The organism is Hymenobacter chitinivorans DSM 11115 (assembly GCF_002797555.1).
Taxonomy (GTDB): domain Bacteria; phylum Bacteroidota; class Bacteroidia; order Cytophagales; family Hymenobacteraceae; genus Hymenobacter; species Hymenobacter chitinivorans.
The window spans coordinates 2,474,242-2,500,321 of the sequence record NZ_PGFA01000001.1; the positions used below are offsets into that span (position 1 = coordinate 2,474,242).

22 protein-coding genes are annotated in these 26,080 nt (G+C 60.8%); 13 read left to right on the forward strand and 9 right to left on the reverse strand.

Annotation, left to right across the window (positions count from 1 at the left end; genetic code table 11):
* The first annotated feature begins 77 nt into the window (after window positions 1–77).
* The 4 genes from CLV45_RS25600 to CLV45_RS10520 all read left to right on the forward strand — a co-directional run bounded on the left by CLV45_RS25600 (window position 78) and on the right by CLV45_RS10520 (window position 4,991).
* Entirely contained in the window at window positions 78–596 is a 519-nt protein-coding gene (locus tag CLV45_RS25600) for a YkvA family protein (protein ID WP_100336306.1), read from the forward strand.
* A 157-nt stretch (window positions 597–753) separates the two neighbouring features.
* Window positions 754–3,012: a S46 family peptidase gene (locus CLV45_RS10510; RefSeq protein ID WP_100336307.1), complete on the forward strand. Its 2,259-nt coding sequence runs from the start codon at window positions 754–756 to the stop codon at window positions 3,010–3,012.
* An 81-nt stretch (window positions 3,013–3,093) separates the two neighbouring features.
* Window positions 3,094–3,678 carry a hypothetical protein gene (locus tag CLV45_RS10515; RefSeq protein WP_100336308.1) on the forward strand — a complete coding sequence of 195 codons (585 nt, stop codon included), beginning with the start codon at window positions 3,094–3,096 and terminating at the stop codon, window positions 3,676–3,678.
* A 23-nt stretch (window positions 3,679–3,701) separates the two neighbouring features.
* Complete coding sequence (locus CLV45_RS10520) at window positions 3,702–4,991, forward strand: metal-dependent hydrolase family protein (RefSeq protein WP_100336309.1); 1,290 nt, start codon at window positions 3,702–3,704, stop codon at window positions 4,989–4,991.
* 2 nt (window positions 4,992–4,993) lie between these two features.
* On the opposite strand, the gene CLV45_RS10525 is transcribed toward CLV45_RS10520, so the two are convergent.
* A complete protein-coding gene (locus CLV45_RS10525; RefSeq protein ID WP_100336310.1) occupies window positions 4,994–5,743 on the reverse strand; it encodes a glycosyltransferase family 2 protein in 750 nt (249 codons plus the stop codon).
* A 102-nt stretch (window positions 5,744–5,845) separates the two neighbouring features.
* On the opposite strand from CLV45_RS10525, the gene CLV45_RS10530 reads away from it, so the two are divergent.
* Together CLV45_RS10530 and CLV45_RS10535 are read left to right on the forward strand one after the other, a co-directional pair.
* Entirely contained in the window at window positions 5,846–6,145 is a 300-nt protein-coding gene (locus tag CLV45_RS10530) for a hypothetical protein (protein WP_100336311.1), read from the forward strand.
* A gap of 87 nt (window positions 6,146–6,232) precedes the next feature.
* The gene (locus CLV45_RS10535) at window positions 6,233–7,087 is read left to right on the forward strand and encodes a LysM peptidoglycan-binding domain-containing protein (RefSeq protein WP_100336312.1); all 855 of its coding nucleotides are present in this window, start codon (window positions 6,233–6,235) and stop codon (window positions 7,085–7,087) included.
* Between the two features lie 173 nt (window positions 7,088–7,260).
* On the opposite strand, the gene CLV45_RS10540 is transcribed toward CLV45_RS10535, so the two are convergent.
* Window positions 7,261–7,608 carry a hypothetical protein gene (locus CLV45_RS10540; protein ID WP_100336313.1) on the reverse strand — a complete coding sequence of 116 codons (348 nt, stop codon included), beginning with the start codon at window positions 7,606–7,608 and terminating at the stop codon, window positions 7,261–7,263.
* Window positions 7,609–7,914: 306 nt separating this feature from the next.
* Complete coding sequence (locus CLV45_RS10550) at window positions 7,915–8,790, reverse strand: SDR family oxidoreductase (protein ID WP_100336315.1); 876 nt, start codon at window positions 8,788–8,790, stop codon at window positions 7,915–7,917.
* 108 nt (window positions 8,791–8,898) lie between these two features.
* Here CLV45_RS10550 and CLV45_RS10555 point away from each other — a divergent pair, with 108 nt between their 5' ends.
* From CLV45_RS10555 to CLV45_RS10565, 3 genes are all read left to right on the forward strand, one after another.
* Entirely contained in the window at window positions 8,899–9,753 is an 855-nt protein-coding gene (locus CLV45_RS10555) for a Rossmann-fold NAD(P)-binding domain-containing protein (RefSeq protein ID WP_100336316.1), read from the forward strand.
* 146 nt (window positions 9,754–9,899) lie between these two features.
* Window positions 9,900–11,138 (forward strand): BaiN/RdsA family NAD(P)/FAD-dependent oxidoreductase, encoded by a 1,239-nt coding sequence (locus tag CLV45_RS10560; RefSeq protein WP_245882827.1) that lies wholly within the window; start codon window positions 9,900–9,902, stop codon window positions 11,136–11,138.
* Window positions 11,139–11,312: 174 nt separating this feature from the next.
* Entirely contained in the window at window positions 11,313–11,765 is a 453-nt protein-coding gene (locus CLV45_RS10565; RefSeq protein ID WP_100336317.1) for a ferritin-like domain-containing protein, read from the forward strand.
* Window positions 11,766–11,884: 119 nt separating this feature from the next.
* Here the strand turns inward: CLV45_RS10565 and CLV45_RS10570 are convergent, their stop codons facing one another.
* Both CLV45_RS10570 and CLV45_RS10575 read right to left on the reverse strand, forming a co-directional pair.
* Window positions 11,885–13,852: a DEAD/DEAH box helicase gene (locus tag CLV45_RS10570; RefSeq protein ID WP_100336318.1), complete on the reverse strand. Its 1,968-nt coding sequence runs from the start codon at window positions 13,850–13,852 to the stop codon at window positions 11,885–11,887.
* Between the two features lie 468 nt (window positions 13,853–14,320).
* The gene (locus CLV45_RS10575; RefSeq protein ID WP_100336319.1) at window positions 14,321–14,512 is read right to left on the reverse strand and encodes a cold-shock protein; all 192 of its coding nucleotides are present in this window, start codon (window positions 14,510–14,512) and stop codon (window positions 14,321–14,323) included.
* 399 nt (window positions 14,513–14,911) lie between these two features.
* Here CLV45_RS10575 and CLV45_RS10580 point away from each other — a divergent pair, with 399 nt between their 5' ends.
* On the forward strand, window positions 14,912–15,328 hold the full coding sequence (locus CLV45_RS10580; RefSeq protein ID WP_100336320.1) for an acyl-CoA thioesterase: 417 nt from the start codon (window positions 14,912–14,914) through the stop codon (window positions 15,326–15,328).
* A gap of 11 nt (window positions 15,329–15,339) precedes the next feature.
* Here the strand turns inward: CLV45_RS10580 and CLV45_RS10585 are convergent, their stop codons facing one another.
* Window positions 15,340–15,897 (reverse strand): hypothetical protein, encoded by a 558-nt coding sequence (locus CLV45_RS10585; RefSeq protein ID WP_157807409.1) that lies wholly within the window; start codon window positions 15,895–15,897, stop codon window positions 15,340–15,342.
* 68 nt (window positions 15,898–15,965) lie between these two features.
* Window positions 15,966–16,325, reverse strand: coding sequence for a hypothetical protein (locus tag CLV45_RS10590; protein WP_100336322.1), 360 nt, complete (start codon window positions 16,323–16,325; stop codon window positions 15,966–15,968).
* Window positions 16,326–16,604: 279 nt separating this feature from the next.
* Here CLV45_RS10590 and CLV45_RS10595 point away from each other — a divergent pair, with 279 nt between their 5' ends.
* A complete protein-coding gene (locus tag CLV45_RS10595; protein WP_100336323.1) occupies window positions 16,605–20,018 on the forward strand; it encodes a UvrD-helicase domain-containing protein in 3,414 nt (1,137 codons plus the stop codon).
* Window positions 20,019–20,049: 31 nt separating this feature from the next.
* Here the strand turns inward: CLV45_RS10595 and CLV45_RS10600 are convergent, their stop codons facing one another.
* On the reverse strand, window positions 20,050–20,643 hold the full coding sequence (locus CLV45_RS10600; protein WP_100336324.1) for a zinc ribbon domain-containing protein: 594 nt from the start codon (window positions 20,641–20,643) through the stop codon (window positions 20,050–20,052).
* 258 nt (window positions 20,644–20,901) lie between these two features.
* On the opposite strand from CLV45_RS10600, the gene CLV45_RS10605 reads away from it, so the two are divergent.
* On the forward strand, window positions 20,902–22,161 hold the full coding sequence (locus CLV45_RS10605; protein WP_100336325.1) for a TCR/Tet family MFS transporter: 1,260 nt from the start codon (window positions 20,902–20,904) through the stop codon (window positions 22,159–22,161).
* Here CLV45_RS10605 and CLV45_RS10610 read toward each other — a convergent pair whose 3' ends face one another.
* On the reverse strand, window positions 22,162–22,920 hold the full coding sequence (locus tag CLV45_RS10610) for a YwqG family protein (protein ID WP_100336326.1): 759 nt from the start codon (window positions 22,918–22,920) through the stop codon (window positions 22,162–22,164).
* Window positions 22,921–23,032: 112 nt separating this feature from the next.
* Here CLV45_RS10610 and CLV45_RS10615 point away from each other — a divergent pair, with 112 nt between their 5' ends.
* Entirely contained in the window at window positions 23,033–25,999 is a 2,967-nt protein-coding gene (locus CLV45_RS10615) for a PD-(D/E)XK nuclease family protein (RefSeq protein ID WP_100336327.1), read from the forward strand.
* Window positions 26,000–26,080 lie beyond the last annotated feature (81 nt).

Below are 26,080 nucleotides of genomic sequence, written 5' to 3' on the forward strand. Positions count from 1 at the left end.
CGAAGGTAACCAACTTCCCGGGCTGGGGCTGCGTACACGCTGCAAATATTCGCTCCTAACTCCTTCCTCTCTCCCGTATGTCGTCACTCGCCGAAAAAGGTCTGTCCATTTCCAAGAATGCCCTGTTTAGCGTTTTTATAAACCGTGCCGGCCGCCTGCTGGGCCGCCCGTTTAAAGTAGTGCTGGTGCTCAACGAAGTAGCCAACAAGCTGGCCGACAAAAAAAGCGGCGACAACAAATTCAAGCAGCTGCTGGACGTGATGCTGACCGTGGTGCGCCTGGTGAAAAGCTACGTGAGCGGCTCCTACCGCCAGATTGAACCCCAGACCATTCTCTCCGGCCTGGGCGTGCTGCTCTACACCCTCTCGCCCATCGACCTGGTGCCCGACTTTATCCCCGTGGTCGGCTTTCTGGACGATTTGAGCCTGATGAGCTGGTTTGTGGGCGCCTTCCAGGGCGAAATCACCCGGTTCCGGGAGTGGGAGCAAACCCACGCCGGCGAGGCCCAGGAAGCCGAAAAGGACCTGGTGCCCGCTGCCGTAGCCGTGGATACCACCAAAGCCACCCCCGCCGTAGCCGAGCTGGGTCATTCCTAAACTTGCCGTTCTTTTGCCCTTAGCCCTGAACCCCGACCAGCTTGGTTGGGGTTTCTTGTTTGGCTGCCGGCCAAAAGTCGTGCGTCACCAAAATTCCGCGAAATTTGCGGCGGCTGCCCCGGTGGCCCACCCGTTTCTGCACCCCCAATCTTTCTCTATGCGCATTACTACCCGGCTAGCGCTACTGGCCCTTACCCTCCTTTCCTTCGGGCCCGCGGCCCGCGCCGACGAAGGCATGTGGCTGCCGCTGCTGCTCAAGCAGCTCAACGAGGCCGATATGCAAAGCAAGGGCCTCAAGCTCACCGCCGAGCAGATTTACAGCGTCAACCAGGGTAGCCTCAAGGATGCCGTGGTGCAGTTCGGCGGGGGCTGCACCGGCGAAATTGTTTCCGACCAGGGCCTGCTGCTCACCAACCACCACTGCGGCTACAGCCAGATTCAGCAGCACTCTTCCGTCGAGAAAGACTACCTGACCAACGGCTACTGGGCCATGAACCGGGACCAGGAACTGCCCAACCCGGGGCTCACGGCCACCTTTATCGTCCGGATGGAAGACGTGACCAGCCAAGTGCTGGCCGGCGTGCCGACCAGTTCTGTTGCCGAAGCTGACCGCGAAAAGCTGGTGCAGGCCAACATTGCCCGCGTAGCCCAGGCCGCCGTGCAGGGCACCCACTACGAGGCGTTTATCCGGCCCTTTTACAACGGCAACGAGTACTACCTGTTCGTCACGGAAGTTTTCGAGGACATCCGCCTGGTGGGCGCCCCGCCGAGCAGCATCGGCAAATTCGGCGGCGACACCGACAACTGGGCCTGGCCCCGCCACACCGGCGACTTCTCGATGTTCCGCATCTACGCCGGGCCCGACAACAAGCCCGCCCCATACTCCAAGGACAACCGGCCCTTCAAGCCCCGCCACCACCTGCCCATCTCGCTCAGCGGCATCAAGCCCGGCGACTTTACCTTGGTCTTCGGCTTCCCCGGCCGCACCAACGAATACCTTACTTCCTGGGGCGTGGATGAGGTATATTCCCTCTCGAACCCGGCCAAAATCAAGGTGCGCGACGCCAAGCTCCGCCTGCTCGACCAGGACATGCGGGCCTCCGACAAGGTTCGGATTCAGTACGCGGCCAAATATGCTAGCATTGCCAACTACTGGAAAAAGTGGATTGGTGAAACCCGGGGCCTGAAGAAGCTCGACGCCGTAACCCGCAAAAAAGAGCAGGAAGCCAAGTTTACGCAGTGGGCCCAAAACGGTACCGAGGCCCAGAAAGCCGCCTACGGCCCCCTGCTGCCCGAGCTGGAGAAAAACTACCGCGCCGTGCGCGACTATACCCTGGCCCGGGACTATGTAACCGAAGCGGCCCTGGGCGTGGAGCTGCTGGCCCACGCCAACAGCCTGCTCCCGCTACTGGACCTGGCCGAGAAAAAAGCCCCGGCCGCCGACGTGGCCACCGCCGTGGGCAAAGCTAAAAAGGGCATTGTGGGCTTTTTCCGCAACTATTCCCTACCCACCGACCAGAAAGTAGCCGCCGCCCTGCTCCCGCTCTACGCCGAGGGCACGCCCGCGGCATTGCTGCCCGAGTACGTAAAGACGCTGCAGAAGCAGTATGCGGGCAAAACCGGCTGGGCTACCTACGTTACTGCGCTCTACGGCAAGTCGCGCCTGACCACCGAGGCCAGCACCCAGACCGTGCTCGACGAGGTAGGGCAAGGCAACGTTAAGGCCCTCAGTGACGACCCCGCCGTGCAGCTCATCCGCGCCATTATTGCCAACTACCGCGCGAATATTCTGCCCAACTATACCACTTACACCGACAACATTACCCTGTTGCAGCGCACCTACGTGGCCGGCCTGCGCCAGATGCAGACCGACCGTAAGTTCTACCCCGACGCCAACTCCACCCTGCGCGTGGCCTACGGGCAGGTGGCTACCTATGAGCCCGCCGACGGCGTGAAGTACGACTACTACACCACCCTGGACGGCATCATGGAAAAGGCCGACCCCACCAACCCCGACTTCGAAGTGCCGGCCCGCCTGGCGGAGCTGTACAAAAACAAGGACTACGGCCCCTACGCCCAGAACGGCACCGTGCCCGTGGCCTTTATTGCCACCAACCACACCACCGGCGGCAACTCCGGCTCCCCCGTCATCAACGGCCGCGGCGAGCTGATCGGCATCAACTTCGACCGGAACTGGGAAGGCACCATGAGCGACATTATGTTCGACCCCGACCGGGTGCGCAACATCACTCTCGACGTGCGCTACATGCTCTTCGTGGTCGACAAATACGCCGGCGCCGGCCACTTGGTCAAAGAAATGACCCTGGTGGGCGGGCCCAATGGCGCGGCTACGCCGGAAGCGGGCAAGGAGGTGAAGAAGATGAAAGTGAAGCGGAAGGAGAAGGAAAAGGCCTAGTCTGAGTTTCTCCGCTACCTTCGCGCACTGGGCGCTGCTCTTCGGAGTAGCGCCCTTTTGCTTTCTAGTACTCCCTATCCTATGCGGCGCTTTTACGGTATTCTTCTGCTAACCTTTCCCTGGGCCCTGCCGTCTGCCTTCGGCCAAAAGGGCGGCTACAAACACCTGGACGAACCATCCTTCACCGGAGCCCCGGCGCTGAGCCTGAGCACTGAGTTTCTACTCTCGTCAAAATTGGTCGGCGGCGTGGTACTGGGGGCGGCCCGGCAACGGCAAGCGTATCAGGAGCTTGTTACGGGCTTCATGGGCGGTGGTGGGCGCCAGATTACGGAATACCATAACTATCTGTATTCGCTGGAAGCCTTTCTGGCTTATCGTCTGCCCATCAGGGCCCGGTTGCAGGCCACGCTGGGCCTAGGTGCGGGCCGCTATGTGCTGGGGGCCCGGGAACGGAGCGACCGGGCCAAATGGGGCGCCGGCATCTGGTCGGCCCTCACCTACCGCCTAGCGGATGACAGCCGCTTTAGCCTGGAGGCCCGGCTGCACCCGCAGCTGCTTTTGCGCAACGGACCAGCGGAAGACAGCAACTACCGCTTCAACGATTCGCGTCAATTCGTCTGGGATGGGCAGGTGGGCATTTCTTATAATTTGCGGAAGCAGCCGTAGCTTTATACTTCCACGCCTAGTTTATGCCCGCTGTAAATACCTCGCTCCGCCAACTGCTCGCCGGCAGCTTGCTCCTGCTGACTTTCGCCGCTACCGCCCAAACAACCCCGCCGGCCCCCGCTCTGCTGCTGCGCCCCGCCGCCGTCTTCGACGGCGAAACCATGCACCCGGGCTGGGTGGTACTGGTGGAAGGCGCCACCATCAAGGCCGCCGGCCCGGCTGCCCAAATCAGCGCGCCGGCCGGGGCGCGCACGGTGGAATTGCCGGGCCAAACCCTGCTGCCGGGCCTGATTGAGGGTCATTCCCACCTCTTGCTCCACCCCTACAACGAAACTACCTGGAACGACCAAGTCCTGCTCGAGTCGCAGGCGCTGCGGGTAGCCCGGGCCACGGCCCACGCCCGCGCCACGCTGCTGGCCGGCTACACCACCACCCGTGACCTGGGCACCGAAGGCGCCGACTACGCCGACGTGGGCCTCAAACAAGCCATTGATCAGGGCTTTATTCCCGGTCCGCGCCTGCTGGTGGCTACCCGGGCGCTGGTGGCTACCGGCAGCTACGGCCCCAAGCTTTCCGTGGACGTGGAAGTGCCCCAGGGCGCCCAGGAAGCCGACGGCACCGATGGCATCGTGCGAGCCGTGCGGGAGCAGATCGGCAAAGGCGCCGACATCATCAAGGTGTACGCCGACTACCGCTGGGGCAAGGGCGAACCGTCCCGCCCCACGTTTTCCCAGGAAGAGCTAACCCTGATTGTGCAAACCGCCCGGGGCGCCGGCCGGCCCGTGGTGGCCCACGCCTCCACGCCCGAGGGCATGCGCCGGGCCACGCTGGCCGGCGTCGAAACCATCGAGCACGGCGACGGGGGCACGCTGGAGGTGTTCAAGCTCATGAAGCAGCGCGGCGTGGCCCTGTGCCCTACCGTGGCCGCCGGCGACGCTATTTCCCAGTACCAGGGCTGGAAAAAAGGCCAGGGAACCGAGCCCGAGCGAATTCAGCAGAAGCGCCTGAGCGTACAGGCTGCCCGCAAGGCTGGCGTCACGTTGGCCGTGGGCGGCGACGTCGGCGTGTTCCGCCACGGCGACAACAGCCGCGAAGCCGAGCTGCTGGTGCAGGAATACGGCTTTTCGCCCCTGGAAGTAGTGCAGGCCCAAACGAGCGGCAACGCCCGCATCTTCCACCTGCTCGACCGGGGCCGGATCCAGCCCGGCCTGCTCGCCGACTTAGTAGCGGTAGCAGGTGACCCCACCCAGCAGATTACCGCCCTGCGCGAGGTAAAGCTGGTGGTAAAAGGCGGCGTGGTGTACAAGGAATAACCTTAGCCCGGCCGCTCCACCCCTAGCGCTTTGAGCTGCGCGGCGTACTTGTCGTAAATCACCCGCAGGTCCTCGTTGTGCTTACCCGCATCTACGCCGATGCTGACGTTGCTGCTGTGGAAACGGTGCAGGTGGCTGATGTGGGGCGACAACACTGGCAGGTGCCCGGCCAGCAGAAACCGCACGTACAGGTCCAAATCCTCGGCCATAGCCAGCTCGGCGTCGTAGCCGCCCACTTGGTCGAACAAGGCGCGGCTGTAGCACACGTTGCCCTGAATGAAGTGCTCGGCCTTGAAAATGGCGTGCAGCATGGCTACGGGCGAGTCGAAGCGCCAGGCGTAGTAATCCTCATTGGGCAGGTAGCGCCGGTCCTGGTCCATGCGCAGGAAGTCGGCCACAAACCAGGGCTGCTCCGGGTGCTGCTCAATGAGGGCGGCGTAGTGGTAGAGGCAGCGCTGCAGCAGGATATCGTCGTCGTCGAGGGGCACGAGCCACGCCCCGGCCGGAGCTTGCTCGATCAGGCGGTTGCGGGCCAGGCCGGCCCGCACTTTTTCCGGGGTGGTCCAGTAGCGCAGATCGGGCTGCTGGAGTTGCTGCAGCCACTCGCGGCTGCCGTCGGTCGAGCCATTCTCGTAAATCAGGTGCTCCCGGGAGAAATCCAGCGGGGCGCTGACGCTGGCCTGCACGCTGGCAATGGCTTCGGGCAAGTACTGCCGACGGTTGTGGCTAGGGGTAATCAGGGCGAAATGCATACCCGCTATTCTGGTTTTGCCGGCAAAAAGTTGCCTGCGGCGCCCGTTAAGCCCAACTTTACCCCACCGGGCGGCGTTATGGTAGTACCATATTCTCTCCGCATGGCTAAGTTTGTTGTCACCGTCCGCTTTCCGGATTTCTTTGACGAAGAGTTCATTGCGCTTATTCCCGAGCACCGCCACCTCATCAATGAGCTCATCGAGGCCAATGTGGTGGAGGCCTACGCCATCAGTGCCAACCGCACCCGGGGCTGGATTACGATGAACGGCAGCAGCGAGGAAGCCATTCGCACCACCGTGGAGCAGTTTCCGCTCTACCGCTTTTTCCTGCAGGTCGAAATCGACGAGTTGTTCGTCTTCGACAGCACCGCCTCGCGGTTTCCGCGCATTAGCCTCAATTAAGCTTTATTCGGTAGTTTTCAGCTCCGGCGCGGTTTTGGTACTGACGCCGTTTTTTAGGATTTCCGCCTTCCTCGTTACTGTTTCTGCATGACTTCTATGTTCCGGCTCCCAGCCGCAGCGGCGTTTGTGTTGGCCGTCCTGGCTGCCGCCCCGGCGCCCGCCGATAAGATTACCACCGAGCAGCTGCTAACCCGCCTGTCAAGCTCCATCGAAAACCTGAAAACCCTGCGCTGCACCGTGCAAGCCCGTGAGCGGCTCGAAGGCAACAAGTACCAGGCGGCCCGCTCCACGATGAAAATTGCCTTCAGTCCGCTGAAAGTGTACGTGCGCAACCAAAAAGGCGTGGAAGTACTCTGGGTGACGGGCCAGAACAACGGCGACGCCTGGGTGAACCCCAACGCCTTTCCCTACGTGACGCTCAACCTGGACCCCAACGGTTCGGTGATGCGCCGCAACCAGCACCACACCGTGCTCAACGCGGGCTTCGGCACCATTGCCGACCTGATTAAGGGCTCCAACCTGCGCCAGGACCACGCCTACGAGCGGAGCTTCCGCTACACCGGCGACTCGGTGGTGGCCGGTCGGGCCTGCCACGTGCTGCGCTCCGACTTCCCCCAGTTTCGCTACGTGACCTACAAGCCGGCCAAGGCCGAGTCCATTTCCCGCATTGCCGACCGGTTTGGCTGCGGCGAGTACCGCATTATGGAGCGCAACGGCCTGTCGGCGGAGGATGTAGTGCCGGCCGGCAAGGCTCTGCAGGTGCCCAACAGCTACGGCCGCCGCACCATCGTCTGCGTCGACCAGAAAACGTACTTGCCCACCGTGGTGCAGGTAAACGACGACAAGGGCCTGTTCGAGAAGTTCGAATTTTCGGAGGTGGTAGCTAATCAGCCGATTCCAGCCGCCGAGTTTTCAAAAGACTACAAGGACTACAAGTTCTAACGGCTCTGGCTTGGGCAGCTACGCAACGGCCTCCCCCGATTACTCGGGGGAGGCCGTTGCATACGTAACCATTCTTATAAACTATACACCCCTTTCGGAAGAATAAACCGGAGGTAAAATACAGCTGCGAACTGTCCTTCGGCACGCATAACTATTTATTAAGTAAACCTTTATTAAATACCCAACAACGACAACACTAAGCTGCTGCCACCCCCTCTAGGCTTGCCGCCCCGATTGGGCTGAGCGAGGGCATCTGCATCTTCGGCCATCAGCTGGTTCTGGTGCAGCACCCGCACCACCGACGGGCACCCATTGGTAAGCAAGCCCGCGCCCCCGTTTAGCAGGAAAGCCACGGTTTGCCCCACCACGATTTCCCGCACCTGCGGGGCCGCGCCCTGGGGCTGCCAGCTTACCCATCCTGGCCCGGCCCCACCCTGCTCCGTACGGTACAGATACACGGCGCCTTCTATTTCACCAGCCCCGATATTCTTACCGGTGCCAGGCGGAAGATTCTGGATCATGTCGAGAGTCGTTCAGTTGGTAAGGCCGGGGCTTTCCCGGCCGGGAAGCTGCTTTTGACTCCACAAAGGAAGCTCTTCCGCCTGGGTCCAGAACAGGTAAAAGCACCTGATTTTCGCAACCAGGTATTTATACCCGGTTTTGGGTAGGTGCCGGATATCAGCCGGCTTGCCACCAACGCATTTCGGCGAAGCCAGTGCCGCCCACATGAAAATAGGCCCGTCCGGGCACCGAAAAGCCGATGACTTTCCAGCGCCCGGACGGGCCCAATTTCAGTTGCGAAGCGGTTACAAATTATACCGCGGAGTCTAGCGGTTGCCGCGCATAGCTTTTTCGATTTCGTCCCACATGGGGGCCGGAATCAGCTCCAGCTTGTTGAACTCCCCGGCCCCGTTGAGCCATTCGCCTCCGTCGATGGTCACGACTTCGCCGTTGACATAGGCCGAGAAATCGGACACGAGGTAGGCGGCCAGGTTGGCCAGTTCCTGGTACTCGCCCACGCGCTTGAGCGGCACCGAGGCGGCCGGGTCGAGCTTCTGCGCCAACGGGGCCGGAAACAGGCGGCTCCAGGCGCCTTCCGTCGGGAACGGGCCGGGGGCAATGGCGTTGGAGCGAATACCGTACTTGGCCCATTCCACGGCCAGGGAGCGGGTCATGGCCAGCACGCCGGCTTTGGCGGCCGCCGAGGGCACCACGTAGGCCGAGCCCACGGAAGCGTAGGTCGTGACGATGTTAAGAATGGTACCGGGCTTTTTATCGGCAATCCAGCGCTTACCGAAGGCCAAGGTGCAGTTGTAGGAACCCCGCAGCACAATGTCGACAATGACGTCGAAAGCTTTGTGGGAGAGCCGCTCGGTGGGCGAAATGAAGTTGCCGGCGGCGTTGTTCAGTAGCACGTCGACGCCACCAAACTCGTCGATGGTCTTTTGCAGCATGGCCTCTACCTCGTCGTACTTGCGCACGTCGCACTGCACGGCCAGCACCTTACCGCCGGTTTGCTGCCGGAGCTCCTCCGCCGTTTTTTCCAGCACGTCGAGCTTGCGGCTACTGATAGTTACGTTGGCGCCCAGCTGCAGAAAGTAGGTGGTCATGGCCCGGCCCAGGCCAGTGCCGCCGCCCGTCACGACGATGGTTTTGCCCTGCAGGGCATTGTCGCGGAGCATGGGTTGAGAGTAGGCTGACATAGAAAAGGAGAGTAAGAAGGGGAAGGATGGGAAAGCTGCAAGAACGGCAATTGTTGGCTTTAGCCCTATATAAACGAAAAGAAGGATTTTTTCCCACCTTTGGGCCTCATGACTGCCCCTTCCTCCTCTCCTGCTGCTCTTCCTACTGTTGCCGTGCTGGGCTGCGGCTGGCTGGGCCTGCCCCTGGCCCAAAGCCTGGTAGCGGCCGGCTACCCCGTGGTGGGCTCCACCACTACGCCCAAGCAGCTGCTCACCCTGCGCGACGCGGGCATTACGCCCTACCTGCTGCGCCTGGGCCCCGATTTTAGTGCGACCGACGCCGACACGTTGCGGGCTATGCTGGCCGGGGTGCAGGTGCTGGTGCTCAACGTGCCGCCCAGCAAGGCCGGCCCGGCCGGCTACCCCGCCCTGCTGCGGCCGGTGGGCAGCGCCGTGGCGGCGGCCGGCGTGAAATACGTGCTATTCGTAAGCTCCACGAGCGTGTACCCCGATGAGCCCCGCCCCATGCGGGAAGCCGACGCCCTGGCCTCGGCCGAAGCTGCCTCCGACCTGCTGCGGGCCGAAGGACAGTTCACGTCGGCCCAGGGCCAGTGGCAAACCACAGTAGTGCGCCTGAGCGGGCTGATTGGCCCCGAGCGCCCCCCGGGCCGCTTTCTGGCCGGCCGCCAAGATGTGCCCAATGGCGACGCCCCCGTCAACCTGATTCACCTCCACGACTGTATCGGCTTGCTAACGAGTATTATCCAGCAAAACGCCTGGGGCTATACCTTCAACGCCAGTGCGGCCCAGCACCTGCGGCGACGGGAGTTTTACCCGGCCGCCGCCCAGCAGCTGGGCCTGGCCGCCCCGGTTTTCCAGCCCGACTCGGCCGGGGGCAAAACCATCGACAGCAGCCTGATTCGCCGCACCCTGGATTACGAGTTCCGGCACGACGACCTTCTAGCGGCCCTGGCTTCCTGCTAGACTTCCAATCCAATCAGCCGGATAGGATAGATGGTGCCGGGTAGCTGGCCAAAAGGTCCCGTCCATTTTGGAAATCGACGGGACCTTTTAAGGCAGTGGACGGGACAATTTAAAGGCCGGCGGAATTCGTGGATTATCTTTGTGCCGTGAATACTGATAAACGGACGGTCGTGGTGCTGGGCGGCGGGGCGGCAGGCTTTTTTGGGGCCATTGCCTGCGCTGAGGCCAACCCCGCGGCCCGCGTGCTGCTGGTGGAGAAAACCGGCAAGCTGTTGAGCAAAGTGCGGGTGTCGGGCGGGGGGCGCTGCAACGTGACCCACGCCTGCTTTTCGGCGGCCCAGCTGGTGCAGCACTACCCGCGGGGCGGCAAAAAGCTCAAGGAGCCCTTCCAGCAGTTCGGGGCCCAGGACACGGTGCACTGGTTTGCGCAGCGCGGCGTAGCGCTCAAAACCGAAGCCGACGGCCGCATGTTTCCCACCACCGACTCGTCGGAAACCATTGCCCAGGCCCTGCTCGACGCGGCCCGACAGGCCGGCGTACACATCCTGCTCAATACCACTGCCGAGCAGTTCATTCCCCTGCCCGAGGGTGGCTTTCAGGTGCAGCTCACCGGGGTTCACGCCCAGACGCTGACGGCCCAGCGCCTGCTCGTTGCCACCGGCGGCGTGCCCAAAACTGAGGGCTACAACTGGCTGCGGCAGCTGGGCCATACCATTGCCGAGCCGGTGCCGTCGTTGTTTACTTTCAACGTGCCCGAGTCGCCGCTCAAGGAGCTCATGGGCGTGAGCGTGCCCCACGCCCGAGTGGTTATTGCCGGCGAAAAGCTCGATTATGAAGGTCCCTTGCTCATTACTCACTGGGGCGTGAGCGGGCCGGCCGTGCTCAAGCTCTCGGCCTGGGGCGCCCGGCGCCTGCACGAGCTGAGCTACACCGGCACGGCCCTCGTCAACTGGATTCCGACCTACAACGAGGAAACCCTGCGCCAGTGGCTGCACACCTTCCGCGACGAGAACGGCAAGAAAGTGGTACTGGTCAACCCGCTCTTTGGCTTACCCCAGCGCCTGTGGCGGGCCCTGGTGGAGCAGGCCGGTATCGGGGCGGATGTGCGCTGGAGTGAACTGCCGGCCAAGCCCCAGAACCGCCTCATTGAGTTGCTGCTGCGCATGCCCCTGGCCGTGCGCGGAAAAACCACTTTCAAGGAAGAATTCGTGACCTGCGGGGGCGTGGTGCTAAGCGAAGTGAATATGAAAACCATGGAAAGCCGCCTGGTGCCCGGTCTGCACTTCGCCGGGGAGGTGCTCGATATCGACGGCATCACCGGGGGCTTCAACTTCCAGGCCGCCTGGACCACGGGGTATCTGGCCGGCCAAGCCATGAGCCGATAAGCGGCGTCGTTGCGTTGCCTAGCCGGTTGCTCAGCCACCCCGATACTACTTTTTCAGCATTCAATAGTACTTAATTGAAGCCGGGGCCGGGGCTTCTTGCAACCCTACGAGCGTCCCGTCAGTAAAGAGAGACACAACCCTTGTTTCTACTACACCTAATTTACTGACCCACTCATGGAAGCCAAAGCAACCCAAGCCCTGCTCAACGAACTGCTCGAAACGCTGAAAGACGGCGAAAAAGGTTATTCTACCGCCACCGCCGACGTCGAAGATCATGACCTGAAGCAGGTATTCAAGAAGTACGCCGTACAGCGCGACGGTTTCCTGACCGAGCTCGAAGATCAGATGCACCAGCTCAACCTGAAAGCCGATGAGGAAAGCTCGATTACGGGCACCGTGCACCGCGCCTTCATCAACCTGAAAGCGGCCATCACCAGCAAAAGCCGGGAAAGCATTCTGAACGAGTGCGAGCGGGGCGAAGACTACGCCGTAAAAGCCTACCAGACGGCCCTGAAAGCCGAAGGTCTGCCCGGCCAACTCAAGACCATCATTGAAAAGCAGTATCAGGGCATCCAGGAAGCCCACAATGAGATTCGCTCCCTGCGCGACGCTGCCGCCGCGAAGTAAGAACGAGTTTACCAAAACGCATAAAAAAAGCCCCGCCGGAATCCCGGCGGGGCTTTTTTATACTGTATTCGCCGGTAAGCCCGGGGAAGGCCGCAGCCCGACCCCGGGCTTACGCAACGCTATTCGTCGAAATCCTGACGCGGGCGGGGAGCCGGACCTTCACTACGGTTGCCGCCGCGGAATCCGCCGCCGTCGTTGTCGCGCTTGCCCTTGTAGCCACCACCGTAGGAGCTGCCCCCGTCGCGGTTGCCTTTGTAGCCCCCGCCGTAGGAGCTGCCGCCGCTGTTGCCGCGGTAACCACCTTCCCGGTTGCCACCGAATGAGCTACCACCACGGTTGAAGCCGCCTTCGCGACGCTCACCGTAGCTACCACCGCGGTTGCCACCGAAGCCGCCTTCGCGACGCTCGCCGTAACCACCCGTCCGGCGCGGACGGTCCTCTCCGCCACCGAAGCCGCCGGGGCCACGGGTATTGCCCTCCTGCTGGGCATCACCTTCTTGGCGGGGCGTAGCAATGTTGAACGACACCGGACGACCCTGAATCGAGGTGCGGCCCAGCTTGGTCGTGATTTCCTCGGCAAACTCCGAAGGCACTTCCACGAAGCTGAACTTGTCGTAGAGGGCAATGTCACCGACTTTGCTGCCGGTCAGGGCCGTGTTTTCGGCAATCAGATCTACGATGTCGCGGGGGTGAACCCGGTCTTTCTTGCCCATCGTGACGAAGAGGCGGGTGAAGCCCGGGCGCACGGCGCCTTGCTGACGACCCACTTCGAGGCTTTTTTCAGCCTGCTTGTCTTCCTTCATCGTCATGCGCAGCAGAGCGGCGGCCACGTCGAGGGAAGTAATTTCTTCTTCCTGATCGAGCAGGCGCTGCACGCGGGCTACGTACTTCTCCAGCTTGCCTTTCTCAATGATTTCCTTGATCTGGGCCAGGAAGAGCGTGGTTTTCACCTCCGACACATCCTCAAACGACGGAATACGCTCCTGCTTGATGTTGGCCTTGGTGTAGCGCATGATGTCGCGCAGCTTGTAGATGTCGCGGCCGCTGACGAAGGTGAAGGCCTTGCCCAGCTTGCCGGCGCGGCCCGTGCGGCCGATACGGTGCACGTAGTACTCCTCGTCGGCGGGCAGGTCGTAGTTGACTACGGCTTCCACATTCTCCACGTCGATACCGCGGGCGGCTACGTCGGTAGCTACCAGGATTTCGAGCGTGCCTTTGCGGAACTTGTCGAGTGTGTTCTGACGCTGCTGCTGACCCATGTCGCCGTGCAAACCGTCGGCGAAGTAGCCGCGGGCCTGCAGTTCAGCCACGCACTCGTCTACCATGCGCTTCGTGTTGCAGAAGACGATGGTCGACTTGAGGTTGTACATGTCAATGATGCGGGACAAAACGTCCTTTTTCATTGGGTTGCGCACCTCATAGTACATCTGCTCGATGTTCGTAACGGTCAGCTCCTGGTGGTTGACTTTTACGATCTGCGGGTTGGTCTGGTACTTTTTGGTGAGCTCCATAATCGGCTTGCTCATCGTAGCCGAGAAGAACACCGTCTGGCGGTCTTCGGGCATCTTGCTCAGTACCACTTCGATGTCGTCGCGGAAGCCCATGTCGAGCATTTCGTCGGCCTCATCGAGGATGATTTTCTTTACCTGGTCCAGCTTCAACGTACCACGCTCCAGGTGGTCCATTACGCGGCCGGGGGTACCAATGACGATCTGCACGCCGCGCTCCAGGGCCTGGAACTGCCGGTCGTAGCTCTGGCCACCGTAAATCGGCACTACGGCCAGGCCACGCTTGTATTTACCCAGCTTCTGGATTTCGCCCGAAACCTGGACGGCCAACTCGCGGGTGGGGCACAGAATCAGCACCTGCACGGCGCGGTTGTTGGTATCGACGCCTTCGATGGCGGGAATGCCGAACGCGGCGGTTTTGCCGGTGCCGGTCTGGGCCTGGCCAATTACGTCCTTGCCTTCGAGCAGAACCGGAATGGCGGCCGTTTGGATGGGGGATGCTTCTTCGTAGCCGAGCTCAGCAATGGCGCGCTGAAGTTCCTCGGAGAGATTTAACTCTTCAAATTTTACTTTTTCCATGTCTATGTTAGATGGAATGAGAGACACTAGCTCTGAAAACAGCGGATTCAGCGACGTTCCTCTCCCACTCAACAACAACGACAAGCGACGGAAGCAACGGACGGAAGACGAAGGCGGCCAGCCTATTAGATTACAGCAGCCTATGCTGCGCGGAACATGGCCGTTCTCAATGCGGCTGCAAAGGTACGTATTTTCTGCGAGAAAAGATACGTAGCAGCGTTTTTAGCTAACTCTTATTCCTGAGTACAGTTCAGTTTGTAATACGCCGGAGTTTCGCTCAACTGCCCTGCTGGGCAGCTATTCCGGCTTGGTTTGGTGCAACAGCACCGTAAACCGACAAGTTCTATTCCTATATAAGTTTTTAGGGCTGCAAGCCACAACTGCTACACTTCCTGCCGATTAGCTGTAAACGCAAGAAAGCCTGCTTGAAGCAGGCTTTCTTGTTTCACTTGCGAGAAGTGAGAGTAATTAAACCAGCGATACCTTTACGGCATTCAGGCCTTTTTTACCCTGTGCAACGTCGAATTGCACTTTGTCGTTCTCACGAATCTCGTCAACCAGGTCACTTACGTGTACGAAGATGTCCTGACCGTTTTCGTCAGATTTAATGAAACCAAAGCCCTTGGTGTCATTGAAGAATTTTACTGTTCCTGTTTGCATGAGGATATTGTATGGATGTCATTCAAGCAAAGTGGCCATTGTTATCTGATGCAGCTCCTTGCAGAACGAATAGCAGAATAATGAAGCACATTATCTTAAACTTGAACCAAAGATACGCATTCTGAATGTAACGGTTCGTGTTATCCAAGATTAAGGCTCTGTTTGCCGAGTCGGTCATTCCGACAAAGTGGCCTTGAAAGCCTGCAAACGCCACTTATTGACCGATGACTTTTAAAGATTTTTTTGTACACCGAGGCGGTAGTCACCGTAAAAAGCCCCGCTGATTCAGCAAACCCAGCCGTACAGCCCAGCTTGAACGGCGCTCTTCTCCTGCCCTTCCCGGGGCTTAGTTCATGCCCCAAGTGCGGAAGTCGCCTCGCCCAGTCTTTCTCCTACTATATGTCCGATACTGCCGCTTCCTTCCGCTTCTCCCGCCTGCTCACCGTGGTCGAGGCCGACATTGACGAGCTCAACCACGTCAACAACGTGCAGTACGTGCAGTTTGTGCAGGACACGGCTGCCGCGCACTGGCACGCGGCGTTTCCCGTGGGCGAGCGGGAGCAGTATATCTGGGTGGTACTGGAGCACCGGGTCCGCTACCATAAGCCGGCTTTTCTGGGCGAGGAGCTGCGCTGCACCACCTGGATTGGCGAAGTGCGCGGGGCCCAGTCTCAGCGCTTCGTGCGCATCGAGCGGGCCACCGACGGGGCGTTGCTCTGCGAGGCCGAAACCCAGTGGGTACTGCTGGACCCGGCGACGCAGCGGCCGAAACGGGTGACGCCGGAGGTGGAGCAGCGGCTGCGGGTGGCGGTGTAGGGTGAGAGAAGCTAAAACAGGTGCTGGTTCATTTCCTTCCTAGTGCTGGCTTGCAGAGCTCCATTGTGCAACTCCACCTCGTCTTCCCTCCACATCAGGTATTCGAACGCCGCTTTATTGGGAAAGGCGTTTTTAGTGGGGTCAATTTTGCGGTATACCCAGGCCGTAACCTTACCAACTCCAATTCCACTTAAGGATTTCAGGTAAGTGGAATCTGATTGATAATAGTCGGAGGCTTTTTGAAGTAGCTCGCAATTTGTCGCTACATCCATATCGGTAACGCAAACTATCCGGTCGTACTGCCCCGTTAGATACGAGTAATGCATGCCAACGGCGTAGGCTTTCCCCAGCTTGTAGGCCGCATGATTTTCTGCGGAGGCTTCTACATAATCAAAGCTACAAGCGGACTTCATATCGACTTCCTTGATAGAGGTGATATCCAGGTCCCGCAGCTGTAACTCGCCAAATTTCCGCATAAGCAGGTATTTCCGATGTATTTTGGCAGCGGCTGTAATCAAGACTATTGCTGCAACTATAAACAGAGCAAGGCGCTTTGCGGCTGTATTCACTAAATGCTGAAGATTTAAGCTTATTCGATATACAGTATAAGTGAGAAGCCACCTTTCGCCGATTAGGTTTAACCCGTTTCTACCCCACCCAGGGCTTGTAAGGCTTCAGATACTAGGTCCATCATGTCGGACTGGCCGGGTGAGGTAGTGAGCCACAGCAGCATTTGGCCCTCGTACTCCATCTTGAGCAATACCAGGGCTCGGTAGCGTGACCTTCTCAGCCAGCCCACACCTAGGTCCTTGGGATGAGTCAGTAAGTAGCTAAACGCTGGGGCTGGATTGGCCGGTGGCATATCAGCAAGAGTGTTCAATGCAATACCGACGGTGAGCCTGATTTTTATGTGGTGCTTTCTAAATACTTCTGCCAGGATTTCTTCTCTGGGAGGAAATTGCGCGGAAAACGCAAATGCAACTTTGTGTATACCCATAGTAGTAAGCTCGACTCGTTTTTGCAGTGTATATAATCGAACCGAAACACTCAAAGCGGGTATTTCTCAAAAAGCCCTGGTTACAATATTCTCCAGCGCAGGCTGAGCACCGGCAAATTCAAACTTGGTTATAAACAAGCCCATAGCAGAGTGACTTAAGCGGGCAGCGTGATATTTATAAGAGCTGGCTATATAGTAGGCAGCCGGCAGTAATCTAGCCATTCGGGCCGGTTTCCCAGCGCTTATCGAGTATCTTGCGAGCCGCTTTCCTCTCCCGCAATGCCCGCCACGTTCCGCATTTACTCGTCATCCGCCGGCTCCGGCAAAACCTACCAGCTGACCAAGGAATACCTGAAGCTGGCCCTGGGCTCTGAGGACCCGGCTTACTTCAAGAGTATCCTGGCCATTACCTTTACCAACGACGCGGCGGGCGAGATGAAGGAGCGCATTATCAGCGCCTTGCGCAGCTTTGCCTACCCCGACGACGCTCAGCAGCAGGACGCGCTGCTCTCTGACATTGCCCGGGAGCTGGCCGAGGAAGGCTTGCTACCGAAGCGGGCCGAAACGCCCGAGGAGCAACGGCAAGAGCTGCGGCGGCGGGCGGCAGCCACGTTCCGGCTGGTGCTCTACCACTACGCCGACTTTGGCGTGAGCACCATCGACTCCTTCGTGCAGCGCATTGTGCAGGCCTTTACCCGGGAGCTGGGCTTGCCGGCCACCTTTGAGGTGGAGCTCGACGGCGACGCGGTGCTGCAAAGCGCCGTGGCTTTGCTGCTGGACCGCGTGAATCGGGACCCGAACGCCGCGTTGCTCAGCCGCTCCCTGGCCGACTACGCCCTGAGCAAAGCCGACGAGGGCCGCAGCTGGAATAACCTCTCGGACGAGTTGGTGCAGTTTGGGCGCTTTCTGCTCTCGGAGCCCGTGCACGAGGCCGTGACCCAGCTGCAGCGCATGTCGTTGCAGGACTACCGGCGGCTGCACGAGACGCTGCGCAAGCGCAAGGAAGTTATTGAGGGCAAGTTTCAGCTGGCGGCCCTGCAGGCTATTGTGGCTCTGGAAACGGCTGGGGTGACCGAGGCCGACTTGTACCAGGGCAAAAACGGCATCATCGGCTACTTCACCAAGTGGGAAGAGCGGCTGCTGCCCGACAAGGAGGCCAACAGCTACGTGCGGGCCACCTTTGAGCAGGACAAGTGGTACAGCGGCAAGGTAAAAACCGCGGCCGACAAGCAGCGCGTGGATGCCGTGAAAGAGGAAGTGACACGCTATTACCTGGAGCTGGAAAACCTACGCGCCACGCTGCTGTCGGACTATATTCTGGTGAACGGCATGCTGCCCTACCTGTTTCACGTGTCCTTGCTGAGTGAGCTGAGCAAGGCCGTGGACCAGCTCAGCCGGGAACGGGGCGTGGTGCTCATTGCCGAGTTTAACCGCCGCATTGCCAGCATCGTGCTGCGGGAGCCGGTGCCGTTCCTCTACGAGCGGATGGGGGAACGGTACCTGCACCTGCTCATCGACGAGTTTCAGGACACGTCCGTGCTGCAGTGGAACAACTTGCTGCCCCTGGTGGAAAACGCCGTGTCGACTGGCAATTTGTCGTTGGCCGTGGGCGACGCCAAGCAGGCCATTTACCGCTGGCGGGGCGGGGAAATGGAGCAGATTCTGCGTTTGCACAAGAATGAAACGCACTACCTCTACGGCCGCGTGGCCGACGAGGAGCTGCGCGGCCTGCTCCAGGACCGCTACTATACCCTGGACCAAGCCCTGACACCGGAGCATTTGAACACCAACTACCGCTCGGCCCCGGAGATTATCCAGTTCAACAACGACTTCTTCGGGCAAGTCAGCCAGACCCACCCGCAGCTACCGCTGGTGCAGAGCATTTACGATGAGCACTTTGGCCAAGAGACGCCCGGCGGCAGTGAGGCTGGCCACGTGGAGCTGCTCTTCACCGAAGACGATGCCCCGGCCCGGCGCTACGACCCGGTGACGGGCGACTATACTGCCGAAACCTTGCCCGGCGTGGGCCCAGATGAAGTATTCGACTATGAGGCCAGCACGCTGTATTTGACGCTGCAGCTGGTGGAGCAGGCCCTGCAGGACGGATTCCGGCTCCAGGACATTGCCGTACTCTGCCGCCGCCGCGACAGTAGCCGCCGGGTGGCTAAGTTTCTGAAAGAGCGGGGCTACCCGATTATTTCGGCTGATTCGCTGTCGTTGGAATTTGCCGAGGTCGTGAATCTGCTGGTGGCCTTGTTTCGGGTGCTCAACCGGCCCGCCGACACCCTGGCCCGGGCCGAAGCCCTGCTGCTTGTGGATAAAGTGGTGCGGCAGCTGGCCCCCACCCCGGCCCGGGCCCGCCACATTGCCGCGCTGGCCAACGCGGAAAAGGCCCAGGCGTTCTTTGACGAGCTGCGCAGCCTGGGCTACGACGTGCGGGAGCGGGAAACCGGCAACCTGGGCCTCTATGAGCTGACCGAGCGGCTGATGGGCACCTTCGGGCTCTTGGGCCGCAACGAGGAAAGTGAGTACCTGTTCCGCTTCCTGGATTTGACCCTGGAATACAGCCTGCGCTTTGGCAACAACCTGAATAATTTCCTGGCCTACTGGGAGCAGAAGAAAAGCGCCCTGAGCATCAACGCCCCGGCCGGCCGGGACGCCATTACCATTACCACGGTGCACAAAGCCAAGGGCCTGGCCTACGGCGTGGTCATCGTGCCCTTTGCCGACTGGAGCCTGACGCCCTACCGCGGCACGCTACTCTGGGGCCAGCTACCCGACGATGCCAAGCCCGTGCCCGAGATGCCGCCCATTGCGGTGGTCAGCCAAACCCAGGCCCTGCTGCGCACCCCGCTGGCCCAGCAGTATACCGAGGAGCTGGAAAAGACGTTTCTGGAAGGCCTGAACATGCTTTATGTGGCCTTTACCCGGCCCCGGCACCGCCTCTACGCCATCAGCCGCAGGCCCAAACCGACGAAGGCCGCCAAGGAGTTGGAAGCTCCGGTGGCCGCTGAGCCGGCTAAAACTGTGGCCGAGCTGCTGCACCGCTACCTGGTGGCTACCGGCACCTGGCACGACGAGCGCACGGCCTATACCCTGGCCGACAGCCACAATTTCGTGCCCCGGCTCAAGACCCGGGAGGTTACGGAAACGTATTCGTTGGCTAACCTGACGAGCACGCCCTGGGAGGAGCGCCTGCGCCTGCGCCGGCACGCCAACACCATCTTCGACTTCGACGACCAACAGGTGCAGCGCGAGTGGAACCGCAAGCTGCACTACGCCCTGCGCCGCCTCGAAGTAGCCGCCGACGTAGACCGGGTGGCCGCCCAGCTCGTGGCCGAGGGTTTGGTCAGCTCCAAGGAAAAAGGGCAGCTGGTGAGTTTGCTGCGGCGCACGGTGGAGAATCCGCAGATGGCCCACTACTTCAGCCTGGCCGTGGCGGTGGAAACCGAGCGGGAAATCCTGGTGGGCGGCACCCGGCGCCAGGACTACAAGCCCGACCGTATTGTGTTTGAGTCGGACGTAAAACCTGCGCCGGGCCGCGTCACGCTCATCGACTTCAAGATTCCCCCGCCCGAGCCCCAGCACCGGCGGCAGCTCCAGCAGTACGCCGGCCTGTTTCGGCAGCTAGGTTACTCCGATGTACAGTGCGTGCTTTACTACTTCGATTCGGAGGAAATAGCGGCGTTTTAGCACCCGCTCTAGTTTACTATCCAACAGCCAGTTACCGAAGCCGGATAAATTCCTTGTTGTGCTGCCGCACGGTTTGCCACTGCTGTCGGCTCCAGGCCATGGCCTGATTGGCTGGTGCCACCGAGTCGCGCAGGGCGCTGGTTATCTTGGCCGCGCCGGGCCCACCCGTGAGCGGGTCGGTGATGCGGAAGTAGGCGCTGTCGGGAGTAGTCCTGGTGACTTGCATCAGCGAGTAGCGGCCGGCGGCCATCGGCATCAGGAATACCGCCCCGACGGCAGGCAAAGCAGCCGGAGCTTCCTCGGCTAACGGAGCGGCCGGGGCAGGCGCCACCGCGGCGGCCGGTTCGGTGTCTTTTCGAAAAAGCCCCACGCCCAGCATGAATAACACCAGTGCCCCCATCAGCAATAGCACCAAATAATTAGTCACCGGAAGCCGGGCGCTGTGCTGCACCGCGGCCACCGGCGCCTGGTAGGTGGCGGGCATTTCCTTTTTCTCCAGCACCTGCTTGCAGTGCTGACACTGGGTCACGCTGAACTTGCCCAGCGGAATGACCGGAATCCAGAAGAAATGAAAGTAGCGCGAAAACACCGTGGCCGCCACCGAATTTGGGGTGCCGCAGTACATGCAGGTAACCCCCGTAAGAGGAGTTGTTGTAATCCGGGTTCGGCCCAGTCCAAAGAAAAACAGCATAGGCGATAAAAGCTACGGATGGAAGGAAATAGCGGCCGCAAGCTCGCAGTAGGCAGTTTGCGGCCGTGCTTCCGATACGGATTAACGCAACAGTTGATACATTTTAGGACAACTATCTTGTACTTCAATGTACTAATTGCGTAAAAAATTAGTATTTTGCCCCGCCAAAAAATTTAGCAAAATAGATTCGCTATGTCGGACAAGCGCCAGGCCGCCCTCGGCTTCATCTTCATCACGCTGCTGCTGGACGTAATTGGGTTCGGCATCATTATCCCCGTCATTCCCAAGCTCATCAGCAGCCTCACGGGCGGTACCATCAGCGACGCTTCGCGCTACGGGGGCTGGCTCATGTTTGCTTTTGCCAGCATGCAGTTCCTGTTTTCGCCGGTGCTGGGCAACCTTTCGGATCAGTATGGGCGGCGGCCGGTGCTGCTTTTTGCCCTGCTCGGTTTCGGACTCGATTATCTGTTTGTAGCCTTTGCCCCTACCATCACCTGGCTGTTCGTGGGCCGCATCATTGCCGGCATCACGGGCGCGAGCTTCACCACGGCCTCGGCTTACATTGCCGACATCAGCACCCCGGAGAAGCGGGCCCAGAACTTCGGCATGATTGGCGCCGCCTTTGGCCTGGGCTTCATTATCGGGCCGGTTATCGGGGGCGTGCTAGGGCAGTTCGGGCCCCGCGTGCCCTTCCTGGTAGCGGCGGGCCTGACGATGATTAACTGGCTCTACGGCTTCTTTATCCTGCCCGAGTCCCTGGACAAAGAGCACCGCCGCCCCTTCAACTGGCGCCGGGCCAACCCCATCGGCTCGTTGCGGCAGCTGCAGAAATATCCCGTAATTCTGGGCATGGTAGGCTCGCTGGTGCTGGTCTACATTGCGGCCCACTCCACGCAGAGCACCTGGTCGTACTACACCATGTACAAGTTCAAGTGGAACGAGGCCTGGGTGGGCTACTCGCTCGGCGCTATCGGGACGCTCACGGCCCTGGTGCAGGGCCTGCTGATTCGGCGGCTCAACCCCTGGCTGGGCGCCAAACGCTCGGTGTTTCTGGGTCTGGCTTTCTACGCCCTGGGTTTTTCGCTGTTTGCCTTTGCTCCCAAGGGCTGGATGATGTTCGTGTTTCTGATTCCCTACTGCCTGGGCGGTATTGCCGGGCCGGCCTTGCAGGGCATCATGTCGGGGCAGGTGCCGCGTAATGAGCAGGGTGAGTTGCAGGGCGCTTTGACCAGCCTCATCAGCCTGACATCCATCATCGGCCCTCCCCTGATGACCAACCTGTTTTCCTTCTTCACCGGACCCAAAGCCCCCGTGCACTTTCCCGGAGCGGCTTTTCTGACCGGGGCCGTGCTCACCGTTATCAGCATGCTACTGGCCATGAAGTCGTTGCGGCACTACGTGGCGCCGGTGGCACCAGCAGTGCAGGAGCCCGAAGCGGTGGCCAGCCACTAATTAGCAACAGTCCCAGTAGAAGTAGGCCTGGTCGAACTCGCCGTTTTGCAGGGCCTGAGCACTGATAAAGAAGTGGGCCACGCCGGAGTCGCCGAACATGATGTGCTCGTCCATATCGATTTGCAGCAGCTGCACGTCGTTGGCTATTGCCGGAGTGTAGGCCCGCGGGTCGCCCTGGGTGAACAGAGCGTAGCCGCCCAGCTTGTGCCCTTCGCCGCCAAAAAGCCGGTTAAATTCCTGCTTCTGGGCCCGGGGCAGCCTCGTGTTGTAGGTGTGAGCAGTGCGGCCGTTGAAGTCGACGGTAAAGCGGGAATCCTCGATGCCCCCGTACTCGGTAGTCAGCGCAAACTGCAGCGTATGCTCGCAGCGGATCGGGCTGTCGTCATAATGGTCGGCGGGCAGAAAGCTGAAATCCTGCTGAATTTCCTCGGCCAGCTGCTCGGGTCTGATGTGGAGCACGGCCGCTTCGTCCACGTTGTAGAGTTCCTGGGCCGAGGCGTAGAACTGCAGCAGCCCCGCCGCGGGCAGCCAGTCGGTGGCCGGCAGCTCAGTCAGATTAATCTGGGCCAGCAGCAAGAGCGGCGCGCCTTTTTCGCCCCGCGGGTAAGCAACGCTCAATGGCAAATACGGCAGGCCGCCAAACTTACTGGCCGCCGACACCGGCCCGGCCTCCGGGAGCGGGGTGGCCTTGATTTTAATGCTGGGCAGGGCATGCTGCTGGATCTGCTCGGCGAAAGGAGCTAAGAATTCGGGAATCATCGAGTTAGCCAAAACGGTTGGTTGTTACAGCCCAGCAAGCAGAACCCCGCCAGCCTGGTTGGCGCTCAAAAACCGGCGGGATATCCTCCCCCGCAAGGTATCTTTACTTTCTATGGAAACCATTGCCTCCACCCTCCCCATTACCACTACCGACTCCTTCCTGAGCCAGGCCGCCCGCGACCTGCTCACGCGCTTTCCCGGCGCCGAGCTGAGCGACCTGGTGGTGGTGGTGCCCACGCGGCGGGCGGTGGTGTATCTGAAAAACGAGCTGAGTCTGGCCGCCGAAGCCGGCTCGGCGGTGTGGAGCCCGCGCGTGGCGGCCATGGAAGACTACATGGTGGAGCTTTCGGGCGTGCAGGTCGAGGAGCCCATTGCCCTGCAGCTGCTGCTCTTCGACATCCTGCGCGACATTGACCCCAAGCTCGATTTCGACCAGTTCGTGGGCTGGTCGGGCCTGCTGGTGCAGGACTTCTCCCACCTCGACCAGAACCTGGCCTCGCCGGCCAAAGTGTTTGAGTACCTGACCCAGGCCAAGGCCTTGGAACGCTGGGAGCTGGCCGATACGCCCACGGAAGTCAGCACCACGGCCGCCTACTTCCGCTTCTGGGACGATTTGGAAAAGGTGTACTGGCGCCTGCGTCGGCGCATGGAGCAAACCCACTTGGCCTACCCTGGGCTGGCGTATCGGCTGGCGGTGAACAAGGTGCAGAACCGCCTGGAACACGGCGACACCCTGCCGCGGCACGTGTTTTTGGGGCTGGGCTCGTTGTCCCGGGCCGAGCAGCGCCTGATTCAGCTGCTGCTCAAGGAAGGCCGGGCCGAGGTGCGCTTCGACGGCGACGCGTTTTACCTGGAAACCGACTCGCCCAACCGCGCCGGCCAGCACCTGCGGCAGTACCGCAAAAACTGGGACTTGCCCGCCGAGGCCTTCGGCGACACCGGTACGGGCCTGCCCAATCTGCTGCGCACGTTGGAGCGGGAAATTCAGTTTGTGGGCGTGGCCAACGCCAGCATGCAGGGCAAAGTGGCCGGGCAGCTGCTGGCGGCTTCGCGCCGGGAGAATCCGCGGGCTAAAGTGGCCGTGGTGCTGCCCGACGAAACCCTGCTGCTGCCCGTATTGCACGGTTTGCCGCCCCAGGAAGTGCCCGAGTACAACGTGACGATGGGTCTGAGCTTCCAAAGCACGCCCTTGTTCAACTTGGTGGATCTGCTGTTCGAAGTGCACCTGACCGGCATCCGGGAGGGCAGCCCAGAAACCGGCTACGGGGTGCCGCGCTACCACCATCTGGCCGTATCGAAGCTGCTGGGCCACCCGTTTTTAAGGCGCTACCAACAGTGGCTCGACAAGCAGCCCCAGAAGCAATACCACGGCCTGCTCGACAAGATCTGCAACCAGATTGTGAAGCGCAATGCCGTGTTGCTGCCGGCCAGTGAGCTGCTGGAGCTGGGCCAGCAGCACCCGCTGGTGGCGGCCCTGTTTGCCACCTGGGACACCTGCGACGATATTATCCGGGCCTGCTACACGCTCATTGACCTGCTCAAAAAGGCCTACCAGGATCAGCATTCGGCTATTGAAGCGGAATACTTGTTCCTGTTCTTTACGCTGGTCAAGCGCCTGGATTCGGTGTTCGACTGCCGGGAGCAGCGGCTGTCGGTGCGCTCCTTCCGGCGGTTTTTGTACGAGCAGATGACCCGCACCCGCCTGCCCTTCAGCGGGGAGCCCATTGCCGACGTGCAGGTGATGGGCCTGCTCGAAACCCGGGCCCTGGACTTCGACCACGTCATTATTCTAAGTTGCAACGAGCGGGTGCTGCCGGCGCCCAAAAACAACTCCTCGCTGTTCCCTTACGACGTGCTGACCCAGTTCAAGATGCCGACCTACGCCGACCACGAGGCGGCTACGGCCCACCAGTTCTGGCGCCTGCTGCAGCGGGCCCGCCGCGTGGATTTGCTGCACGTGCTGCCGGGCGCCGAGGGTACCCGCACCGGGGAACGAAGCCGCTTCCTGCTCCAGATTCAGAACGACCTGCTGCCCCAGAACCCGAACCTGACCCTGCGCGACCTAACGGCCAGCGTTCTGGACGACGCGCCCGACTCGGCCGCCCGGCGCGAGTACGGCGGGGACCTGGTGCTGGAAAAAGACCCCGAAATGCTGGCCGCCCTGCGCACGTTGCTGGAAAAAGGCCTTTCGCCCTCGGCCCTGAATCAATACCTGAACTGCTCGTTGCAATTCTACTTTGCCCGCCTGGCCAAGTTCAAGGAAAACGACGAGGTGGAGGAAAAGCTGGAGGCCGACAGCTTCGGCACGGTGGTCCACGAAACGCTGGAAACCCTGTTACAGCCCTTTGTGGAGGCCCAGAAAGCTATTACGGCCGAAGACGTTCCGGTCCTGCTGCGCCTGATTCCGCAGCATCTGGAGCGGGCCCTGCGCCACGAGCAGGATGAGCGCCACGCCCGTCCCGACGAAGGCCTCAACCACGTACTGGGCCAGGTAGCGGCCCAGCTGGTGCGCCGCTATCTGGAAGGCCTCCAGGACACGCCCGGCGCGCTGCCCCTGCGCATCGTGGCGTTGGAAAAAATCCTCGACTCCCGGGTGCCGGTGACGCTCGAAAATGGTGACACTTTCGATATGATAGTGTTTGGCTACACTGACCGGCTCGACGAGCTGCCCGACGGCCGCCTGCGCGTCGTCGACTACAAAACCGGCCTGGTGCAGCCCTACGACCTGAAGCTGCAGAAGCGCGGCGACGATGCCGCGGCCGCCACCCAGCGCCTGCTCCACGACGCCACCTCCTCGGCCGACAAGGTGCGGCAGCTCTGGCTCTACCGCTTCATGCTGGAGCGCGCCGGCCGCCCCGCCGCCGATGCCGCCATCATTTCCCTACGCAACCTCACGGCCGGCCCCATGACGGCCGACATGGCCTTCCTGACCGAAGACGGCACTTCCTTCGTGGAAAAAGGCGAGCAGCTGCTCACCGAGTTTGCCCGCAAAATCATGGACCCGCTGGAGCCTATCCGCAAAACCGACGATTTGGAACGGTGCCAGTACTGCCCCTACCGCGGCATCTGCGCCCGGTAATTGGTTGTTCGTTGTTCGTTGTTGGTTGTCAGTTGTTAGGACTGTCATCCTGAGATGAGCGAAGCGGAACGAAGGACCTTC